Genomic DNA, 14,822 nt, shown 5'->3' with positions numbered 1-14,822 from the left:
TGGGGATCACGACGCCGTGTATGCTGACGACGCACTGCGGATGTAGTTCAATGGTAGAACATCAGCTTCCCAAGCTGAATACGCGGGTTCGATTCCCGTCATCCGCTCTCATCGAAACCCCGGGCATTTCGCCCGGGGTTTTCGTTTTGTATCCGGGCGCGCAAATGCGTCACGTGCGCGGCGGGCAAACCGGTTTCCGCCGCACTTTCCAAAGCCTCGGCAGCCGTCGGCGAACCCATGCGGTGCAACAACTCCGCCCGCGACGCGTGCCACCACGGGTAATCAGCCAACCCCGGTAAGGAATCCACCAAAGCCAACCCCGCCGCCGGGCCGTCGCGTTCGGCCACCGCCGCCGCGCGGTTCAAGCGCACCACCGGGGTGTCCTGGATCGACAACAGCACGTCGTACCAGGAAATCACCGCGTCCCAGTTCGTTTCTTCGTATGAAGGCGCCAGGTCGTGGCAGGCCGCGATCGCCGCTTGCACTACGTACGCGTTCGGCGTCGACGGCGTCCGGCGCAACCCCTGGCCCACCAGTTCGACGCCCTCCTTGATCAGCGCGAAGTCCCACGTCGACCGGTCCTGCGAGGACAGCAACACCGGCACGCCCGATGAGAACCGGGCCGCGCGGCGGGCGTCCTGCAGCAGCACCAACGCCAGCAACCCCAGCGCCGTCGGCTCGTCCGGCATCAGCGATGCCAGCAGCCGCGCCAAGCGGACTCCCTCGGACAGCAGCGACTCGCGGCCCGTGTAGCCCTCGTTGAAGATCAGGTACACCGTCGACGCCACCCCGGCCAGCCGTGAAGGCAGCTCTTCGGCGGGAGGCACTCGATAAGGAATGCGCGCCTGAGCGATCTTCTGCTTCGCCCGCGTCAGGCGCTTCGCCATCGTCGCCTCGGGAAGCAGCAACGCCCGCGCGACCTCCAACGTCGACAAACCGCCCAACGTCCGAAGCGCCAAAGCCACCTGCGCGTCCAGTGACAACGCCGGGTGGCAGCACGTGAAGACGAGCCGCAGCAGGTCGTCGCGGACGGACACCGGGTCCGGGGACGGGTCGACGGCCGGCATCGCGTCCGCCTCCTTACCGAGCCGCTTCGCTTCGCGGCGGACGACGTCGACCGCGCGGCGGCGGGCCGCCACCAGGAGCCAGCCGCGCGGGTTGTCCGGGACGCCGTCGCGCGGCCACGTCTCGAGCGCGCGCACGACGGCGTCCTGGACCGCGTCCTCGGCCAGGTCGACGCTGCCGGTGACGCGGACCAGCGTGGCCAGTACCCGGGTGCCCTCATCCCGGACCAGCCGCGCGACCGCGTCCCCGGCGCCGGTCACTTGCCGAAGTCGACGACCGGCCGGACCTCGATCGCGCCGTCCCAGGCGCCCGGGATGCGCGAAGCGACCTTGACGGCCTCGTCGAGGTCGGCGCACTCGATCAGGTAGAAGCCGGTGAGGGCTTCCTTGGTCTCCGCGTACGGGCCGTCGCTGGTGACGAGGTCGCCGCCCTTGCCGCCGGTGACGCGGACCGTCGTCGCGGTCGCGGTCGGGTACAGCGCCGCGCCACCGCGGATCACGGCTGCCGCGCCCGCACCGAACTCGTCGTAGTCCTTCATCATGTCCGCGGCCTCGGGCGCGGTCGGGTCGATGTCGGTGGCGTAGATGATCGCGGCGTACTTGGGCATGAGGGGCTCCTCGCAGATCCTGACCGGCGCCGATCGCCGGCTCTCACTGTAAGGACGAACGGCGCGGACGTCTCCGGGACAACCGCGCCCGAACTTTTCTCAGCCCTCGACGAGCTCCCACTCGGAGTCCGGGGTCGCGCGGTCGTACACCTGGCCAGGTGCGGCCTTCAGCACCGTGCGGACGTCCGGGTAAAGCCCCGCCACGTGCTCCAGCTCCAGCCCTTCGACCTCGAAGTCCTCCGCCTCCGGGACCTCGAACCCGACGAACAGCCAAGTACCGTCCTGCTCGCGGACGACCTGGCGGACCGCGCGGACCGGCTGCTGCGGGCCCGTCGGGATCTCCGTCAGGCCCGTGCTGATCTGGGCCTCGTCGTCCGGCGAACCTTCGAACTCCCAGGACTCGCGGCGCTGGGTCAGCAGGCGGATGTCCTCGTCCTCGTCGTCGGAACCGGTCACCGACGACAGCAGCCACGTCCGGCGCTCCGGGTCCCAGTCCGCGGCCATGCCCGTAGGCAGGTCCTGCAAAGCGGTCATCTGCGGCAGCAGCTCGACGGCTTCGCGCAGCGACATCTTCCGGAAGCTCTCGCGGTTGACCAGCACGTCGTCGGACAGCTCGGTGCCGTCACTGATGAACCAGTCGTCCTCGTCGTCCAGCACGACGAAGCCCAGCGCGTCCGGGTCGTTCACCAGGGCCAGCGCGATGATGACCGGCCCTTCCGGGTCCTGGCGCAGCGGCCATTCGGTCGACATGCGCCATATCCCACCACCGGGCGACATCGGGCCGGGAGCCGGGGTCACCCGAAAATCGCGCGAACCCCGCCGCGATGTCCGGCACGATGACGACATGCTCGAAGGAGAACTCGTCCGGCTGCGCGCGCTCGAACCGGAGGACGCCGGGAAGATCCACTTGTGGCAGAGCGATCCCGAGGTCAGCCGGTGGATGGACAACAGCCACCCGCGCTCGCTCGCGCAGATCCGCAAACGCGCCGAAGAGCGCCCGGTCAACAGCTACGAGTCCGTCGTGCTCGGGATCGAGACCGTGGCCGGCGGCGAGCTCATCGGCATCGTCGACCTGCGCGACGCCCTGCCCGAGGTCGGCAACGCCGAACTGGACATCTACATCGGCGACCCCGCCTACCGCAACGGCGGCGGCTACGGCACCGAGGCGCTGCGCCTGATGTGCCGCTACGGCTTCAACTCCATGCGGCTGCACATGATCACGCTCTGGGTGGTCGCCGAAAACGACCGCGCCCGGCACGTCTACCGCAAGGTCGGGTTCGCCGAGGACGGCCGCCACCGCGAGGCGTTCGTGGCGCCCGACGGCGAGCGCCACGACATGATCCTGATGAGCATGCTCAAGGGCGAGCTCAAGTGGTGAGCCGCTTCGGCGCCTTCCGCCGCCACGCGTCTTCGAGCAGCTCACGCAGCTGATCGACGTCGACCTTCTCCAGGTCGACGATGATCGAGCCGTGCCCGTCGTAGTGCGGGGTCGTGAAAAAGGCCGCGTCGCCGGAGTCCAGCAACGCGGCCTTCTCGTCGAGCCCGCACATCACGACCAGGCCGCCCTCGGCCTCGGTGCGCAGCCGCGCGAACCCCTTGCCCGCCACCTTCAGCGCGGGCGTGCGGTACCAGGTCGCCGCCTCGACCTCGGGGAGTCCCGAGGCCAGGCGTACGACGTCTTCCCAGGTCGTCATGGGTCCATTGTCGACCAGGGGTCTTGGAAAAAGCGGACCTACGGCAGGCGGGTGATCCGGTCCGCCGCGGGCGGGGCCACGTTCGCGTGGGCGCCCAGGTACGCGATCAGCGCGTCCAGGTCCACCGGGCCGCCGGCCAGGTTGGTGCCCTTGGTGAACTCGGTGAAGCCGTCCCCGCCGGCGGCGAGGAAGTTGTTCACCGACACGCGGAACGTCGCGGCCGGGTCGACCGGCGTGCCGTTCACCGTGATGTTCGAGACCCGCGAGCCCTGCGGCGCGGACGCCGACCAGCTGTAGTGCAGCGAGCTCGAGATCTGCAGGAACTTCGGGTTCACGCCCGGCGCCCACTGCTGCTCCAGCACGTTCTTCAGGTTCGCGCCGGTCAGCGTGATCGTCTGCATGATGTTCGCGAACGGCTGGACGGTGAACGCCTCGCCGTAGGTCACCACGCCGTCGCCCTCGTTGTTCGCCGACGACTTGTACGTCAGGTCGGCGCGGATGCCGCCCGGGTTGGTCATCGCGATGACCGCGTCGTTCGCCTTCGTGCCCTCGAGCTGCGCGTCGGCGATGACGTCGCCGAGCGAGGACTCACCGGCCGCGTTGCCCGCCGCCGGCAGGTCCGCGGTGATGGTGCCGACCTGGCGGTTCGCGATCGGCGCCGCCTTGGTCTTGGCCTCGGCGACCAGCGCGGCGACGGCCGGGTCCGGCGTTACCGTGCGGGTGACGATCTCGTTGCGGGCCTGGGTGGCCGACCGGACGACGTCGCGCGTCTTCAGGTTGATCTTCAGGTCCAGCACCGACAGCAGGCGGCCGAACGACGCGCCCTGGATGACCGTGCGCGGCTGGCCGGCCGGGTCGTTGATCACGCAGTTGTACTGCTGGTGGCTGTGGCCGGTGAAGATCGCGTCGACCTTCGGGGTCACGGCCTTCGCGATCGCGGTGGCCGGGCCGGGCAGGACGCGGCAGTCGTTCGGGCCCTCGACCTCGGTGCTGTCACCCTGGTGCAGCAGCACGACCTGCGACTTGACGCCGAAGAAGTCGAGCAGGTTCGCGGTGCGGTTGATCGCCTCGACCTCGTCGCCGAACTTGAGGCCCTTGATGGCCTCCGGCGTGACGACGGTCGGGAGGTCCTTCAGCGTCGCGCCGATGACGCCGATCGGGACGCCGCCTTCGAACTTGACGGTGAACGGCAGCAGCGCGGGCAAGCCGTTGGTGAAGTACACATTGGACCCGAGGAACGGGAAGTTCGCACCCTTGAAGGTCTTGTCGAACTGGCAACCGTCGGTCGGGTTGCAGCCGCCGAACTGCATGCGCTGCAGTTCCTTGTACCCCTCGTCGAACTCGTGGTTGCCGACGACGGACGCGCTGACGCCGAGCTGGTTCAGGAAGTCGATGGTCGGCTCGTCGTGGAACAGCGCCGAGATCACCGGCGACGCGCCGACGTTGTCCCCGGCGGACAGCACGAGCGAGTTGCGCACCTGCGAGCGAAGCTGCTTCACGTGCGTCGCCAGGTAAGCGGCACCGCCGGCGTCCACAGTGGTCCCGTCGGACTGCGTCACCCGGCCGCTGGAGCCGGACGGCGGCTCGAGGTTCCCGTGGAAGTCGTTGAAGGTGATGATCCGGACGTCGGTGGTGGGGTCCGGGCGCTGGCCCGCGGACGCGGGCGCGGTGGTCACCGCGGTCGTCGCCAGCGCGGCCGCGGCGAGCACCACGAGCCGGGTTGAAAGCCTCATGCGTGTTTCCTCCGATTCGCGCCCAAGGTCCCCAAACGGGCGCACGGCGGAGGATTCTGCCTCGCGAAGCAGTCACCTACCAGGGTCAAAAGACGGACGTAAAGCGAATGTCACCTAACGGCTTCCCTGGAGCAGTACGCGCGCGACGAGTCCGGGGTCGTCGTTCATCGGCACGTGCCCGCAGCCCGGCAGCAGCCGGAACGTCCCGTCCGGCGCGACCTTCCGCAGGTCGGCGACGCGGGGCCGGGCGAGGATCCGGTCGTGCTCGGCCCAGGCGATGGTCACCGGGACGCCGGTGACCGGGCCGGTGAAGCGGAAGTCCCCGCGCGACTGAGCGGCGGTGGGTTCGAAGCCGGGCGCGGTCGCGAGCGCGTGGGCGTCCTCGACGACGTCGTCCGGGGTGAGCAGCGCGGGCTTCCCGACGATCATCCCGGTCAGCGCCTTGCGCCCGGCCGGGGTCGCGGCGATGCGGCGCACGACGTGCGGTGGCGTGCGCTGGGCGAGCGCGCGGTGGGCTTTGAGCGTCGCGATCGCATACATCTTCTGGGTGCGGTTCCACAGCCCGGCCGGCGACAACGCCGTGACGCTGCGGACGAGCCCGGCCTGCCCGAGCGCGAGCGACAGCAGGCCGCCGAGCGAGTTGCCCGCGACGTGCGGCCGGTCGAGGCCCAGCTCGGTGAACAGCTCCTTGAACATCACCAGCGCGGGCTCGACGCCGTACCCGCCGGACGGCTCGGGCGACTCGCCGAAGCCCGGCAGGTCCACGGCGATAACGTCGCGATGCGGCGTGAGCAGCGGGAACACCGGCGCCCACGCCTGACGGCGGTGCCCGATGCCGTGGATCAGCACCAGTGGCTCGCCCCGGCCCGCGCGGTCGAAGACAACGTCGTCCATTACCCGAGAGTAGGTCCGAGCCGGACGGAATCTACAACCGCGGGTAACAGTTACTCTGCGTCCGGGTGAACCCGCGTCCCGGCGTCGGCCGATCGCTGGACGGCGTCGAGCACGCGGTGTACGCGCAGGGCGTGCGCGAAGTCCGGCAGGTCGCCCTTGAGGTGCCGCGCGTAGGCGTGCGCGACGTTGTACGACGGCTCGGAACTGCGCCCGGCCAGCTGCGGGAGCTCGTACCGCGCGGGCACGGTGAGCTTCTCCAGCGTGCCGGTCCGGCTGCCGCGCAGCGTCAGCTTCGCGATCCAGAACAGCGGGTCCGCGGCGGTGACGACCAGGGTGCCCTCGGTCCCGTTGATCTCCCAGTGGAAGTCCGTGGCGGGCGACGACCCGCCGCGCAGGTGCAGCGAGGCGACGGCGCCGCTGTTCAGCACACCGGTGACGCCGATCTGGTCCGGCGCGGTCATCGGGACGGAGTCGCCGGTGACCTCGTCGCGCACGCGCTGCCGGACGGTCGCCACCGTCGCCGACAGCTCGGCGAACCGGCCGAGCACCATGTCGAAGGCGTCGACGGTGTGCGCGAACGGGATCGTCAGCATGGTCGCCCCGCCTTCGGGGTGCAGCTGGTAGTCCCGGCCGGCGCGCACGCTCGGCCCCCAGTTGCCGCCCGAGCCGATCAGCGACGTCGAAAGCACGCGGCCGACGTAACCGTCCTTGATGAGGTCGCGCAGGTAGCGCAACGCGGGCGCGGACCGCCCCTGCAGGCCGACGGCGGTCTGGTGGTCCTTCGCCGCTGCCGCCAGTGCCTCGGTTTCGGCGAGGCTCGCGCCGAGCGGCCACTCGCTGAGCACCTGCTTGCCGGCGGCGAGCGCGGGCTCGATCAGCGCGCGGTGCTCGGACACCTTCACGGCGACAACGACCAGGTCGACCTCCGGGTGCCGCGCCAGCTCCCCGGCATCGCCGAAGGTCAGCGGCACGCCGTACTTCTCCCCGGCCACCCGCGCCGACTCGGCGCTGCTCCCGCTGAGCGCGCGGAGTTCGTAGCCGTCCACGACGGCCAGCGCGGGCACGTGCGCGGTGGCGGCCCAGCCGCCGTTCGCGCTGAGCCCGACGATGCCGACCCGGACCGGTGCCATGAGCGTTCCTTTCGTTGCCCTGCACAAGACTTCGACGTGCCGAGCGTCGTGGGCATTCCCCGGTCCGCGCAAGCAGCAACCGGTTATGTCTCGGCATGACATCGATCACCGGTAACGGCCGCCCGGCCAGGGACGATGTGCCGGACACTACGGCGTGTGGGGGACAAGTGGGCATCGAAGTAGTACTCGTGGTGCTGGCCGTCGTCGTACTGCTGATCGGCGGCACGGTGTTCAGCGCGTGGCGCTCCGAACGTTCCGAAGACCGCGAAGACGACTGACCGATCGGCCCGCCACCGGTCGGCCGAGTGGCCGATGCGGTCGGGCTCTTCGACCGAAGTACGCGCGGGGCAAGATCCATAACGTCGGTGGCATGACGAACGCACAGGTCACCGCCCTGCAGTACGGGTTCATCGGCTTCCTGGCGCTGTGGACGGTGGTCCTGGTGCCGCAGCTGATCACGCAACTCGCGCGCTACGGCGGCCTGCGCGTCCGGGGTCTTCTGTCGACCGCCGCGGTGCTGCTGTACGGGTGCATGACGCTGGCGGTCGTCTTCCTGCCGCTGCCCGGGCCGGGCACACGCCGGCTGAGCCAGACCGTGCAGCTGCACCCGTTCCAGTGGATCAGCGACATCCACACGGAGATGCTCAAGCACGGGTCGCAGTGGTTCGCGACGCAGACGTTCCAGCAGGCGTGCCTGAACGTGCTGCTGTTCGTCCCGCTGGGGGTGTTCGCGCGGGTGCTGTGGCGCCGCGGACTGGTCGGCACGCTCCTGATCGGCTTCACGGCCTCGCTGCTGATCGAGATCACGCAGCTCACGGCGAACTTCGGGACGGCGCCGTACGTCTACCGCATCTTCGACGTGGACGACCTCATGAACAACGCGTCCGGCGCGGGAGTCGGCTGGGTGTTCGGAGCGCTGCTGCTGACGGTCCTGCGTTCACCGATCGGCGCGCAGCCGGCTCGGCGCGAGCGGGTCCACCTCGCCGAGACGCGCTAACCGGGCCTTCCGCTGCAAGGCGGCCCGCTTGGCGGCGCGCCGGTCTTCGAGAACGACCACGAGGGCGGCGACCGCGATGACCAGCGCGACGAGGCCGAGGATGAGCGGAAGCTGCACGAAATCCTCCTCGGAACGGCGCTGTGCGGGAGATCACACAGGTTACGCAGGTAGGTGGTGAATTCGCTACCCCCCGCCACGGGCTCGAGCCGTGAACCAGGTGCGGTCCGCGGTGAGCCACCGATCGAAGACCAGATCAGCCGAGGTCAGGACGGTCTCAAGTTCGAGACACCGGCACGTGAACTCCTGACTCCACGACCGCCCCCGAGCCGAATACCGAACCGTCGCCGACAGCAAATCCCCCTCCCGGACCACATCGGACAACACCACCCCCACCTCGCCGAAAGCCCCACCCTGCCCGGACCCAACCGAGTCGAACCAAGACGGCGGATGCCACTCGACGATCAACCGCCCCGAAGGCCCAAGATGCCGCCGAGCGGCCGCCAGCATCGCCGACCGATCACCATCCACCGCGGTGTTGATCAAATGGCTCCCCAGCAACACGGCATTGAACGTCCGCCCGAGGTCCAGCTCCCCGATCCGAGCGCACACGGTCGACGCCCGAACGTGCGCGAGCATCGCCGCCGAATCGTCCACAGCGACGACCGGATGCCCCAACGCCACCAACGGATGCGTCACCCGCCCGGCCCCGCACCCCAGCTCCAGAATCGACGCCCCCGGCGCCAAAGCCCCATGCACGATCTCCGGCTCCCCCGCAGCCGGCAACAGCAGGTAGACCTCGACCGGGCACCCGTCCGCGGTGACTTCCACAGAACGAGCATGCCGGAAACTGGGCACGTGAGACCCACCAAGGACCAGCTGGCCGCCGCGCACAACACGACCATCCCGGACGTCATCGCGCCCGGTCTCGACGTCCTCTTCTGCGGCATCAACCCCGGCCTCTACTCCGGCGCGCTCAAGCAGCACTTCGCCCGGCCCGGCAACCGCTTCTGGCCCGCTCTCCACAACAGCGGCTTCACCCCGAGGCGGTACGCACCGGAAGAACAAGACCAGCTGCTCGACCTGAAACTCGGCATCACGAACGTCGTCGCCAGGACCACCGCCCGCGCCAACGAGCTCACCGCCGACGAATTCCGCGAAGGCGGCAAGATCCTGACAGCCAAGGTCGAGGAGTACCGGCCGCGGTGGCTCGCCGTCGTCGGGATCACCGCCTACCGGACCGCCTTCGGCTTTCCGAAGGCGCGCGTCGGGCGGCAGGAACACCGGATCGGGGACACCCACGTGTGGGTGCTGCCGAACCCGAGCGGGCTCAACGCGCACTGGACGCCGGCCGGGCTCGCCGCCGAGTTCGCCGAGCTGCGAGCCGCATCCAACGCCCGTCGAAATCGTTGAATACGGGGCGAGCCACCCTCAGTAGCGCCAACCGCCCCAACGGGTCCTCCCCGGCCCGGCCGAACCGCCCCATCAAGATCGTCTTCTACTGAAAGTTTGCTGTAACCGGCGGATTGGGCCATGAGGGGTAATTGGCGTCATGAGCTGCGCAATCGCGACTCGTACCAAGCAGGAGGAGTCACTTTTGGCCGGTCCCGGCAGGGGGGACCGGACGCCCAGGAGCGACGGCGCAGAGACGGAGGCCCGCGATGCACGGCATCGAGCCCACCCGCAGGCCCACCGGGCCGACCGGACCCGGCGGGCGCAGTCTCGGCGTGGCGGTCGTCGACCCCGTCCCGATCTTCCGCGACGGCCTCGCCGCGCTCGTCCACCGCAGCCAGGGGCTGCACTGGGCGGGCCAGGCGGCCAGCCACCACGCCGCGTTGCAGCTGTGCGAGCAGGTCAAGCCGGACGTCGTGGTGCTCGACTCGGCGCTCGATCCGAACTGCCACCTGACGAAGCTGCTCAACGCCGGCGACCCGGCCCTGATCCTCGTCACGCTCATCCGGGACACGAACCGCACGCAGCAGTACCTCGCGGCCGCGATCGCCGCGGGCACGCACGCGATCGTGCCGCGGTCGATCGATTCGCGGCGCCTCGCCGAAGCGATCCGGCGCGCCCACACCGAGCGCCGGTACATCGACCCGGCGCTGGCCGCGCTGACCGCCCGGCCGAAGCGGGCGACCGTGCCCAAGGGCGACCTCGCCCACGACAGCCCGCCCGCGCCGCGCGGCTCGATGCCGCTGTCCCGGCGCGAGTACCAGGTGCTCCAGCTGGTCGCCGAAGGCCTCGAGAACTCGGCGATCGCGAAGCTGCTGTTCCTGTCCGTCGAAACGGTCCGGACCCACGTCAAGAGCATCCTGCGCAAGCTCTCCGCGCGGGACCGCACGCACGCCGTCACCATCGCCTTCCGCGGCGGGATACTGGTCGCCCGCGCGGAAGACGGCCACGTGCCGGTGACTGCCGACACAACCGCCCTCCCGGGCCAGCGCTGACCCCTCAAACGGCCCGGATTTCCTTACCGGGAAGTGCGGATCTGCTTGCTCCAGTTACCCGCAGGTAATATCCTGAAGTTACCGGCGAGTAAGGCGAACATGTGCCCGGCCGGGGAGCCGAACACATTGGAGTGACGACATGGGCCACTACAAGAGCAACGTCCGAGACCTGGAGTTCAACCTCTTCGAGGTCCTGGGCGTGCAGGAGCGCCTGGGCAAGGGTGTGCTCGCCGAGTCCGACGAGGAGACCGCCCGCGGGGTGCTGTCCGAGCTGAACAAGCTCGCGACCGGCCCGCTCGCCGAGTCCTTCGCCGACGCCGACCGCAACCCGCCCGTGTACGACCCGAAGACCTTCAGCGTCAAGATCCCCGAGTCGTTCAAGAAGAGCTACCAGCAGCTCATCGAGGGCGAGTGGTGGCGTCTGGGCCTGACCAACGACCTCGGCGGCTTCGGCCTTCCCCCGACCGTCCAGTGGGCCGCGTCCGAGCTGATCCTCGGCGCGAACGCCCCGCTGTTCATGTACATGGCGGGCCCGAACTTCGCGATGATCGTCGACAAGAACGGCACCGAAGAGCAGAAGCACTGGGCCCAGCTCATGATCGACCGGGCCTGGGGCGCCACGATGGTGCTGACCGAGCCGGACGCCGGCTCCGACGTCGGCGCGGGCCGCACCAAGGCCGTCAAGCAGGAGGACGGCTCCTGGCACATCGACGGCGTGAAGCGGTTCATCACCTCGGCCGAGCACGACATGAGCGAAAACATCATGCACCTCGTACTGGCGCGCCCCGAGGGCCCCGGCATCGAGACCAAGCCGGGCACCAAGGGCCTTTCGCTGTTCCTCGTGCCGAAGTTCCACTTCGACTCGAAGACCGGTGAGCTGGGCGAGCGCAACGGCGCCTACGTCACGAACGTCGAGCACAAGATGGGCATCAAGGCCTCGACGACGTGCGAGCTGACGTTCGGCCAGCACGGCACCCCGGCCAAGGGCTGGCTGCTCGGCGAGGTCCACGACGGCATCGCGCAGATGTTCCAGGTCATCGAGTACGCCCGGATGATGGTCGGCACGAAGGCCATCGCGACGCTGTCGACGGGCTACCTCAACGCGCTCGAGTACGCCAAGGAGCGCGTCCAGGGCGCCGACCTGCCGAACATGCTGAACAAGACCGCGCCGCGCGTCACCATCACGCACCACCCGGACGTCCGCCGCTCGCTGATGCTGCAGAAGGCGTACGCCGAGGGCCTCCGCGCGGTGTACCTCTACACGGCGTCGTTCCAGGACCAGCTGTGGACCGGCGAGGGTGACCAGAAGGTCGCGCACGGCGTCAACGACCTGCTGCTGCCGATCGTCAAGGGCGTCGGCTCCGAGCGCGCCACCGAGCAGCTCGTGCAGTCGCTGCAGACGCTGGGCGGTTCCGGCTTCCTGCAGGACTACCCGATCGAGCAGTACATCCGCGACGCCAAGATCGACTCGCTCTACGAAGGCACCACGGCGATCCAGTCGCTGGACTTCTTCTTCCGCAAGATCGTCCGCGACAAGGGCCAGTCGCTCGCCTTCGTCGCCGGCGAGATCACGAAGTTCATCGAGTCCGAGGCGGGCAACGGCCGGCTCAAGAACGAGCGCGCGCTGCTCAAGCAGGCCCTCGAGGACACCCAGGGCATGCTGGGCTCGCTGATCGGCTACCTGACGACGTCGCAGGAAGACCCGCAGAACATCAACAAGGTCGGCCAGCACACGGTCCGCCTGCTGATGTCGGTCGGCGACCTGCTCATCGGCTGGCAGCTGCTCAAGCACGCCGAGGTCGCGATCGGCAAGCTCGACGCGGGCGCGTCCGCCAAGGACGTCCCGTTCTACGAGGGCAAGATCGCCGTGGCGTCGTTCTTCGCGAAGCAGGTGCTGCCGGAGCTGACCGCCCGCCGCGCCATCGTGGAGGCCGCCGACAACGCGCTGATGGAGCTCGACGAAGCCGCGTTCTGATTGGTCACGAAACGGGCTCTCCTCGTGTGAGGAGGGCCCGTTCCGTGTTTCAGGGCCGGGCGGCGCGGGCACTCCGCTCACCGAGTCCGACGGACCCGAGTGGCCGGGTTCGCGGATCCTTGAGAGGAGAAAGTGATGACTGTCGCCGGCATCGTCAGCGCCATCATCGTCGGGCTGATCATCGGCGTTCTGGGCCGGCTGGTCGCACCCGGCAAGCAGGGCATCCCGATCTGGCTGACCATCGTGATCGGTATCATCGCCGCCTTCATCGGCACGGCCATCGCGCGCGGTCTCGGGTACGCCGACACCAACGGCATCGACTGGCTGGAGATCCTGACCCAGGTCGTCCTCGCCGCCATCGGTGTGAGCATCGCCGCCGGTGCGTACGGACGTCGAGGCGTAACCAGGTAGCTGGTACTTCGGAAGACCCGGCCCGGTCCGGTCCGCTGTCGGGGGCGGACCGGGCCGGGTCTTTTCGTGTCACCTCATCGGGGGTCAGCGCGCGCGGGACGGCGGGATCGGTGCCACCGTGGCGCTTATTGCGCTATCCGAGGAGGCAGCTGTGCTCGGCGGACTTTGGGGCATCATCTCGACGATCATCGTGGGCCTGATCCTGGGCGTGCTGGGCAGGCTGTTCGCCCCGGGCGACCAGAAGATCCCGATCTGGCTGACGATCGTCGTCGGCATCGTCGCCGCGTTCATCGGCAACTGGCTCGCCGGGGTGTTCGGCGTCCGCGACACCGCCGGTATCGACTGGATCCGGCACGTCTTCCAGGTCGTGGCCGCCGTCGTCGGCGTCATCGCGGCTTCGGCGATCTACGCCCGGGTCAAGGGCGGCCACCGCACTACCGCTTGAGCGACAGGCCTGCGCCGACGAGCAGCAGCGCGGCGGCGCAGGTCATCGCGGTGGTGAGAGCGGTCGCGGACGACGTCACGGCCAGGGTCAGGAACAGGCTGCCGAACGTGGCCACGCCGACGACCTGGCCCAGCTGCAGCGTGGTGGTCAGCAGGCCGCTGACGTCCGCCGCTCGATCGAGCGGGACGTGCGTCAGCGCGTTCACCATCAGGGCGCCGAACGCGGGTCCCATCGACAGGCCGAACAGCAGCAGGGCCACGAAGAACAGCGTCCCGCCGTCCCGGCCCAGGCCGAGCAGCGCGTAGGCGGCCGCGGATCCCACGTAACCGCACGGGGTCAGCCAGGCGTGCACCCGCTTCGGCAGCCGGTTCCAGAAGAACCCGCACAGGCCGAAGACGACGCCACCGGGCGCCATCGCCAGCCCGGCGGCCATCGCCGTCTTGCCCAGGCCCGACTGCAGGTGCAGCGACACGCAGAAGAGGAACCCGCCGTAGGACGCGACGCCCGCCGCGAGCGTCGCCAAGCCGGGTGCGACCCCGCGGATCTTCAGGACGGCGAGATCGACGAGCGGGTCGGCCACCCGGCGTTCGACGACCACGAACAGCGCGGCCAGCAGCGCGCCCACCGCGATCGAGGCGAACGTCCAGGCGGGCCAGCCGATCTCGTGCCCGAGCACCAGTGGCAGCACGACGAGCACCACGGCCGGGACGGCGATCGCGAGGCCCGCGAGGTCCAGCCGGCGCCCCGCCTGGGCCACGCCACCGGGCACCAGCTTCACGGCGAGGACGGCCACGAGCACGCCGATCGGGACGTTCACCAGGAAGATCGGCCGCCAGCCCGCCCCGAACAGGTCCGCGCCGACGAGCACGCCACCGAGCACCTGCCCGGCCACGAACGCGACCGAGATGACGGCGGTGTACGCGCTGAGCGCCTTCGCCCGCGCGGCGCCGGTGAACCGTGCCTGGATGAGGCTGATGACCTGCGGCATCATCAGCGCGGCGCCCGCTCCTTGGGCGATCCGGGCGATGATGAGGGTTGTTTCGTCCGGCGCCAGGCCGCAGAGGGCGGAGCAGGCGGTGAAGGCGATCGTGCCGGTGACGAACAGCCGTCGCCGTCCGAACAGCTCGCCGAGGCGGGCGCCGGTGATGAGCAGCATCGCGTAGCCCACGGTGTAGCCGGAAACGACGAGCTGCAGCGCGGCGCCGGACGCGTGCAGGTCGGTTCGGATGTCGGTCATGGCGACGTTCACGACGGTGACGTCGAGCAGCGCCATGAACTGGCCGAGCAGCAGGACGGCCAGCATGAACCACGGCCGCCGGTCCGGCCGGGCGGCCCGGTCGGTGGCCGGGGCAGAGGTGGTCAGAGTCATGGCTCCGACCTTGGGGTTGTCCGGCTCTTCGCGGAGAGAGCCTGGTGATGCTGGTGCT

General features: G+C 69.5%; 17 protein-coding genes and 1 tRNA gene. 8 read left to right on the top strand and 10 right to left on the bottom strand.

Annotated elements, in window-relative coordinates; all coding sequences use genetic code 11:
- Positions 1–36: 36 nt before the first annotated feature.
- A tRNA-Gly gene (locus tag ACIQWX_RS06560) sits at positions 37–107 on the top strand.
- On the opposite strand, the gene ACIQWX_RS06555 is transcribed toward ACIQWX_RS06560, so the two are convergent.
- The 3 genes from ACIQWX_RS06555 to ACIQWX_RS06545 all read right to left on the bottom strand — a co-directional run bounded on the left by ACIQWX_RS06555 (position 99) and on the right by ACIQWX_RS06545 (position 2,422).
- Positions 99–1,325, bottom strand: a complete 1,227-nt coding sequence (locus ACIQWX_RS06555) for an RNA polymerase sigma factor (protein ID WP_400866458.1) — start codon at positions 1,323–1,325, stop codon at positions 99–101. The genes ACIQWX_RS06560 and ACIQWX_RS06555 overlap by 9 nt on opposite strands.
- Positions 1,322–1,672, bottom strand: a complete 351-nt coding sequence (locus ACIQWX_RS06550) for a YciI family protein (protein WP_086671078.1) — start codon at positions 1,670–1,672, stop codon at positions 1,322–1,324. The genes ACIQWX_RS06555 and ACIQWX_RS06550 overlap by 4 nt, the downstream gene beginning before the upstream one ends.
- A gap of 99 nt (positions 1,673–1,771) precedes the next feature.
- A complete protein-coding gene (locus ACIQWX_RS06545) occupies positions 1,772–2,422 on the bottom strand; it encodes a hypothetical protein (RefSeq protein ID WP_400866454.1) in 651 nt (216 codons plus the stop codon).
- A 94-nt stretch (positions 2,423–2,516) separates the two neighbouring features.
- On the opposite strand from ACIQWX_RS06545, the gene ACIQWX_RS06540 reads away from it, so the two are divergent.
- Entirely contained in the window at positions 2,517–3,050 is a 534-nt protein-coding gene (locus ACIQWX_RS06540) for a GNAT family N-acetyltransferase (RefSeq protein WP_400866451.1), read from the top strand.
- Here ACIQWX_RS06540 and ACIQWX_RS06535 read toward each other — a convergent pair.
- The 4 genes from ACIQWX_RS06535 to ACIQWX_RS06520 form a co-directional block, all read right to left on the bottom strand.
- Positions 3,040–3,366 (bottom strand): MmcQ/YjbR family DNA-binding protein, encoded by a 327-nt coding sequence (locus tag ACIQWX_RS06535; RefSeq protein ID WP_400866448.1) that lies wholly within the window; start codon positions 3,364–3,366, stop codon positions 3,040–3,042. The genes ACIQWX_RS06540 and ACIQWX_RS06535 overlap by 11 nt on opposite strands.
- 38 nt (positions 3,367–3,404) lie before the next feature.
- On the bottom strand, positions 3,405–5,099 hold the full coding sequence (locus ACIQWX_RS06530; RefSeq protein ID WP_400866445.1) for a bifunctional metallophosphatase/5'-nucleotidase: 1,695 nt from the start codon (positions 5,097–5,099) through the stop codon (positions 3,405–3,407).
- Between the two features lie 114 nt (positions 5,100–5,213).
- Positions 5,214–5,993, bottom strand: a complete 780-nt coding sequence (locus ACIQWX_RS06525) for an alpha/beta fold hydrolase (protein WP_400866442.1) — start codon at positions 5,991–5,993, stop codon at positions 5,214–5,216.
- Between the two features lie 50 nt (positions 5,994–6,043).
- Positions 6,044–7,123: a Gfo/Idh/MocA family protein gene (locus ACIQWX_RS06520; RefSeq protein ID WP_400866439.1), complete on the bottom strand. Its 1,080-nt coding sequence runs from the start codon at positions 7,121–7,123 to the stop codon at positions 6,044–6,046.
- Between the two features lie 370 nt (positions 7,124–7,493).
- Here ACIQWX_RS06520 and ACIQWX_RS06515 point away from each other — a divergent pair, with 370 nt between their 5' ends.
- A complete protein-coding gene (locus tag ACIQWX_RS06515) occupies positions 7,494–8,120 on the top strand; it encodes a VanZ family protein (protein ID WP_400866436.1) in 627 nt (208 codons plus the stop codon).
- Here ACIQWX_RS06515 and ACIQWX_RS06510 read toward each other — a convergent pair.
- Entirely contained in the window at positions 8,061–8,237 is a 177-nt protein-coding gene (locus ACIQWX_RS06510; RefSeq protein ID WP_400866433.1) for a hypothetical protein, read from the bottom strand. The genes ACIQWX_RS06515 and ACIQWX_RS06510 overlap by 60 nt on opposite strands.
- 66 nt (positions 8,238–8,303) lie before the next feature.
- Positions 8,304–8,948: a class I SAM-dependent methyltransferase gene (locus ACIQWX_RS06505; RefSeq protein WP_400866430.1), complete on the bottom strand. Its 645-nt coding sequence runs from the start codon at positions 8,946–8,948 to the stop codon at positions 8,304–8,306.
- 27 nt (positions 8,949–8,975) lie between these two features.
- Here ACIQWX_RS06505 and mug point away from each other — a divergent pair, with 27 nt between their 5' ends.
- The 5 genes from mug to ACIQWX_RS06480 all read left to right on the top strand — a co-directional run bounded on the left by mug (position 8,976) and on the right by ACIQWX_RS06480 (position 13,395).
- Positions 8,976–9,530, top strand: coding sequence for a G/U mismatch-specific DNA glycosylase (gene mug / locus ACIQWX_RS06500; protein WP_400866427.1), 555 nt, complete (start codon positions 8,976–8,978; stop codon positions 9,528–9,530).
- A 248-nt stretch (positions 9,531–9,778) separates the two neighbouring features.
- Positions 9,779–10,564, top strand: a complete 786-nt coding sequence (locus tag ACIQWX_RS06495; RefSeq protein ID WP_400866424.1) for a response regulator transcription factor — start codon at positions 9,779–9,781, stop codon at positions 10,562–10,564.
- Positions 10,565–10,703: 139 nt separating this feature from the next.
- Positions 10,704–12,539 carry an acyl-CoA dehydrogenase gene (locus ACIQWX_RS06490; protein ID WP_400866421.1) on the top strand — a complete coding sequence of 612 codons (1,836 nt, stop codon included), beginning with the start codon at positions 10,704–10,706 and terminating at the stop codon, positions 12,537–12,539.
- Between the two features lie 135 nt (positions 12,540–12,674).
- The gene (locus tag ACIQWX_RS06485) at positions 12,675–12,950 is read left to right on the top strand and encodes a GlsB/YeaQ/YmgE family stress response membrane protein (protein ID WP_400866418.1); all 276 of its coding nucleotides are present in this window, start codon (positions 12,675–12,677) and stop codon (positions 12,948–12,950) included.
- A 151-nt stretch (positions 12,951–13,101) separates the two neighbouring features.
- A complete protein-coding gene (locus tag ACIQWX_RS06480) occupies positions 13,102–13,395 on the top strand; it encodes a GlsB/YeaQ/YmgE family stress response membrane protein (RefSeq protein WP_400866415.1) in 294 nt (97 codons plus the stop codon).
- Here the strand turns inward: ACIQWX_RS06480 and ACIQWX_RS06475 are convergent.
- Positions 13,385–14,764 (bottom strand): MFS transporter, encoded by a 1,380-nt coding sequence (locus ACIQWX_RS06475; protein WP_400866412.1) that lies wholly within the window; start codon positions 14,762–14,764, stop codon positions 13,385–13,387. The genes ACIQWX_RS06480 and ACIQWX_RS06475 overlap by 11 nt on opposite strands.
- Positions 14,765–14,822 lie beyond the last annotated feature (58 nt).

Source organism: Amycolatopsis sp. NPDC098790, from assembly GCF_044759945.1.
Taxonomy (GTDB): Bacteria; Actinomycetota; Actinomycetes; order Mycobacteriales; family Pseudonocardiaceae; genus Amycolatopsis.
The sequence above is the reverse complement of the archived record's forward strand: the minus strand, read 5'-3'. Positions and strand labels throughout refer to the sequence as shown.

What these genes read in the sequence shown, in the direction of transcription:
- ACIQWX_RS06515 (WP_400866436.1), top strand. Translation starts at nt 7,494, where the DNA reads ATGACGAACGCACAGGTCACCGCCCTGCAGTACGGGTTCATCGGCTTC.
- ACIQWX_RS06540 (WP_400866451.1), top strand. Translation starts at nt 2,517, where the DNA reads ATGCTCGAAGGAGAACTCGTCCGGCTGCGCGCGCTCGAACCGGAGGAC.
- ACIQWX_RS06490 (WP_400866421.1), top strand. Translation starts at nt 10,704, where the DNA reads ATGGGCCACTACAAGAGCAACGTCCGAGACCTGGAGTTCAACCTCTTC.
- ACIQWX_RS06520 (WP_400866439.1), bottom strand. Translation starts at nt 7,123, where the DNA reads ATGGCACCGGTCCGGGTCGGCATCGTCGGGCTCAGCGCGAACGGCGGC.
- ACIQWX_RS06545 (WP_400866454.1), bottom strand. Translation starts at nt 2,422, where the DNA reads ATGTCGACCGAATGGCCGCTGCGCCAGGACCCGGAAGGGCCGGTCATC.
- ACIQWX_RS06495 (WP_400866424.1), top strand. Translation starts at nt 9,779, where the DNA reads ATGCACGGCATCGAGCCCACCCGCAGGCCCACCGGGCCGACCGGACCC.
- ACIQWX_RS06530 (WP_400866445.1), bottom strand. Translation starts at nt 5,099, where the DNA reads ATGAGGCTTTCAACCCGGCTCGTGGTGCTCGCCGCGGCCGCGCTGGCG.
- ACIQWX_RS06485 (WP_400866418.1), top strand. Translation starts at nt 12,675, where the DNA reads ATGACTGTCGCCGGCATCGTCAGCGCCATCATCGTCGGGCTGATCATC.
- ACIQWX_RS06525 (WP_400866442.1), bottom strand. Translation starts at nt 5,993, where the DNA reads ATGGACGACGTTGTCTTCGACCGCGCGGGCCGGGGCGAGCCACTGGTG.
- ACIQWX_RS06535 (WP_400866448.1), bottom strand. Translation starts at nt 3,366, where the DNA reads ATGACGACCTGGGAAGACGTCGTACGCCTGGCCTCGGGACTCCCCGAG.
- ACIQWX_RS06550 (WP_086671078.1), bottom strand. Translation starts at nt 1,672, where the DNA reads ATGCCCAAGTACGCCGCGATCATCTACGCCACCGACATCGACCCGACC.
- ACIQWX_RS06475 (WP_400866412.1), bottom strand. Translation starts at nt 14,764, where the DNA reads ATGACTCTGACCACCTCTGCCCCGGCCACCGACCGGGCCGCCCGGCCG.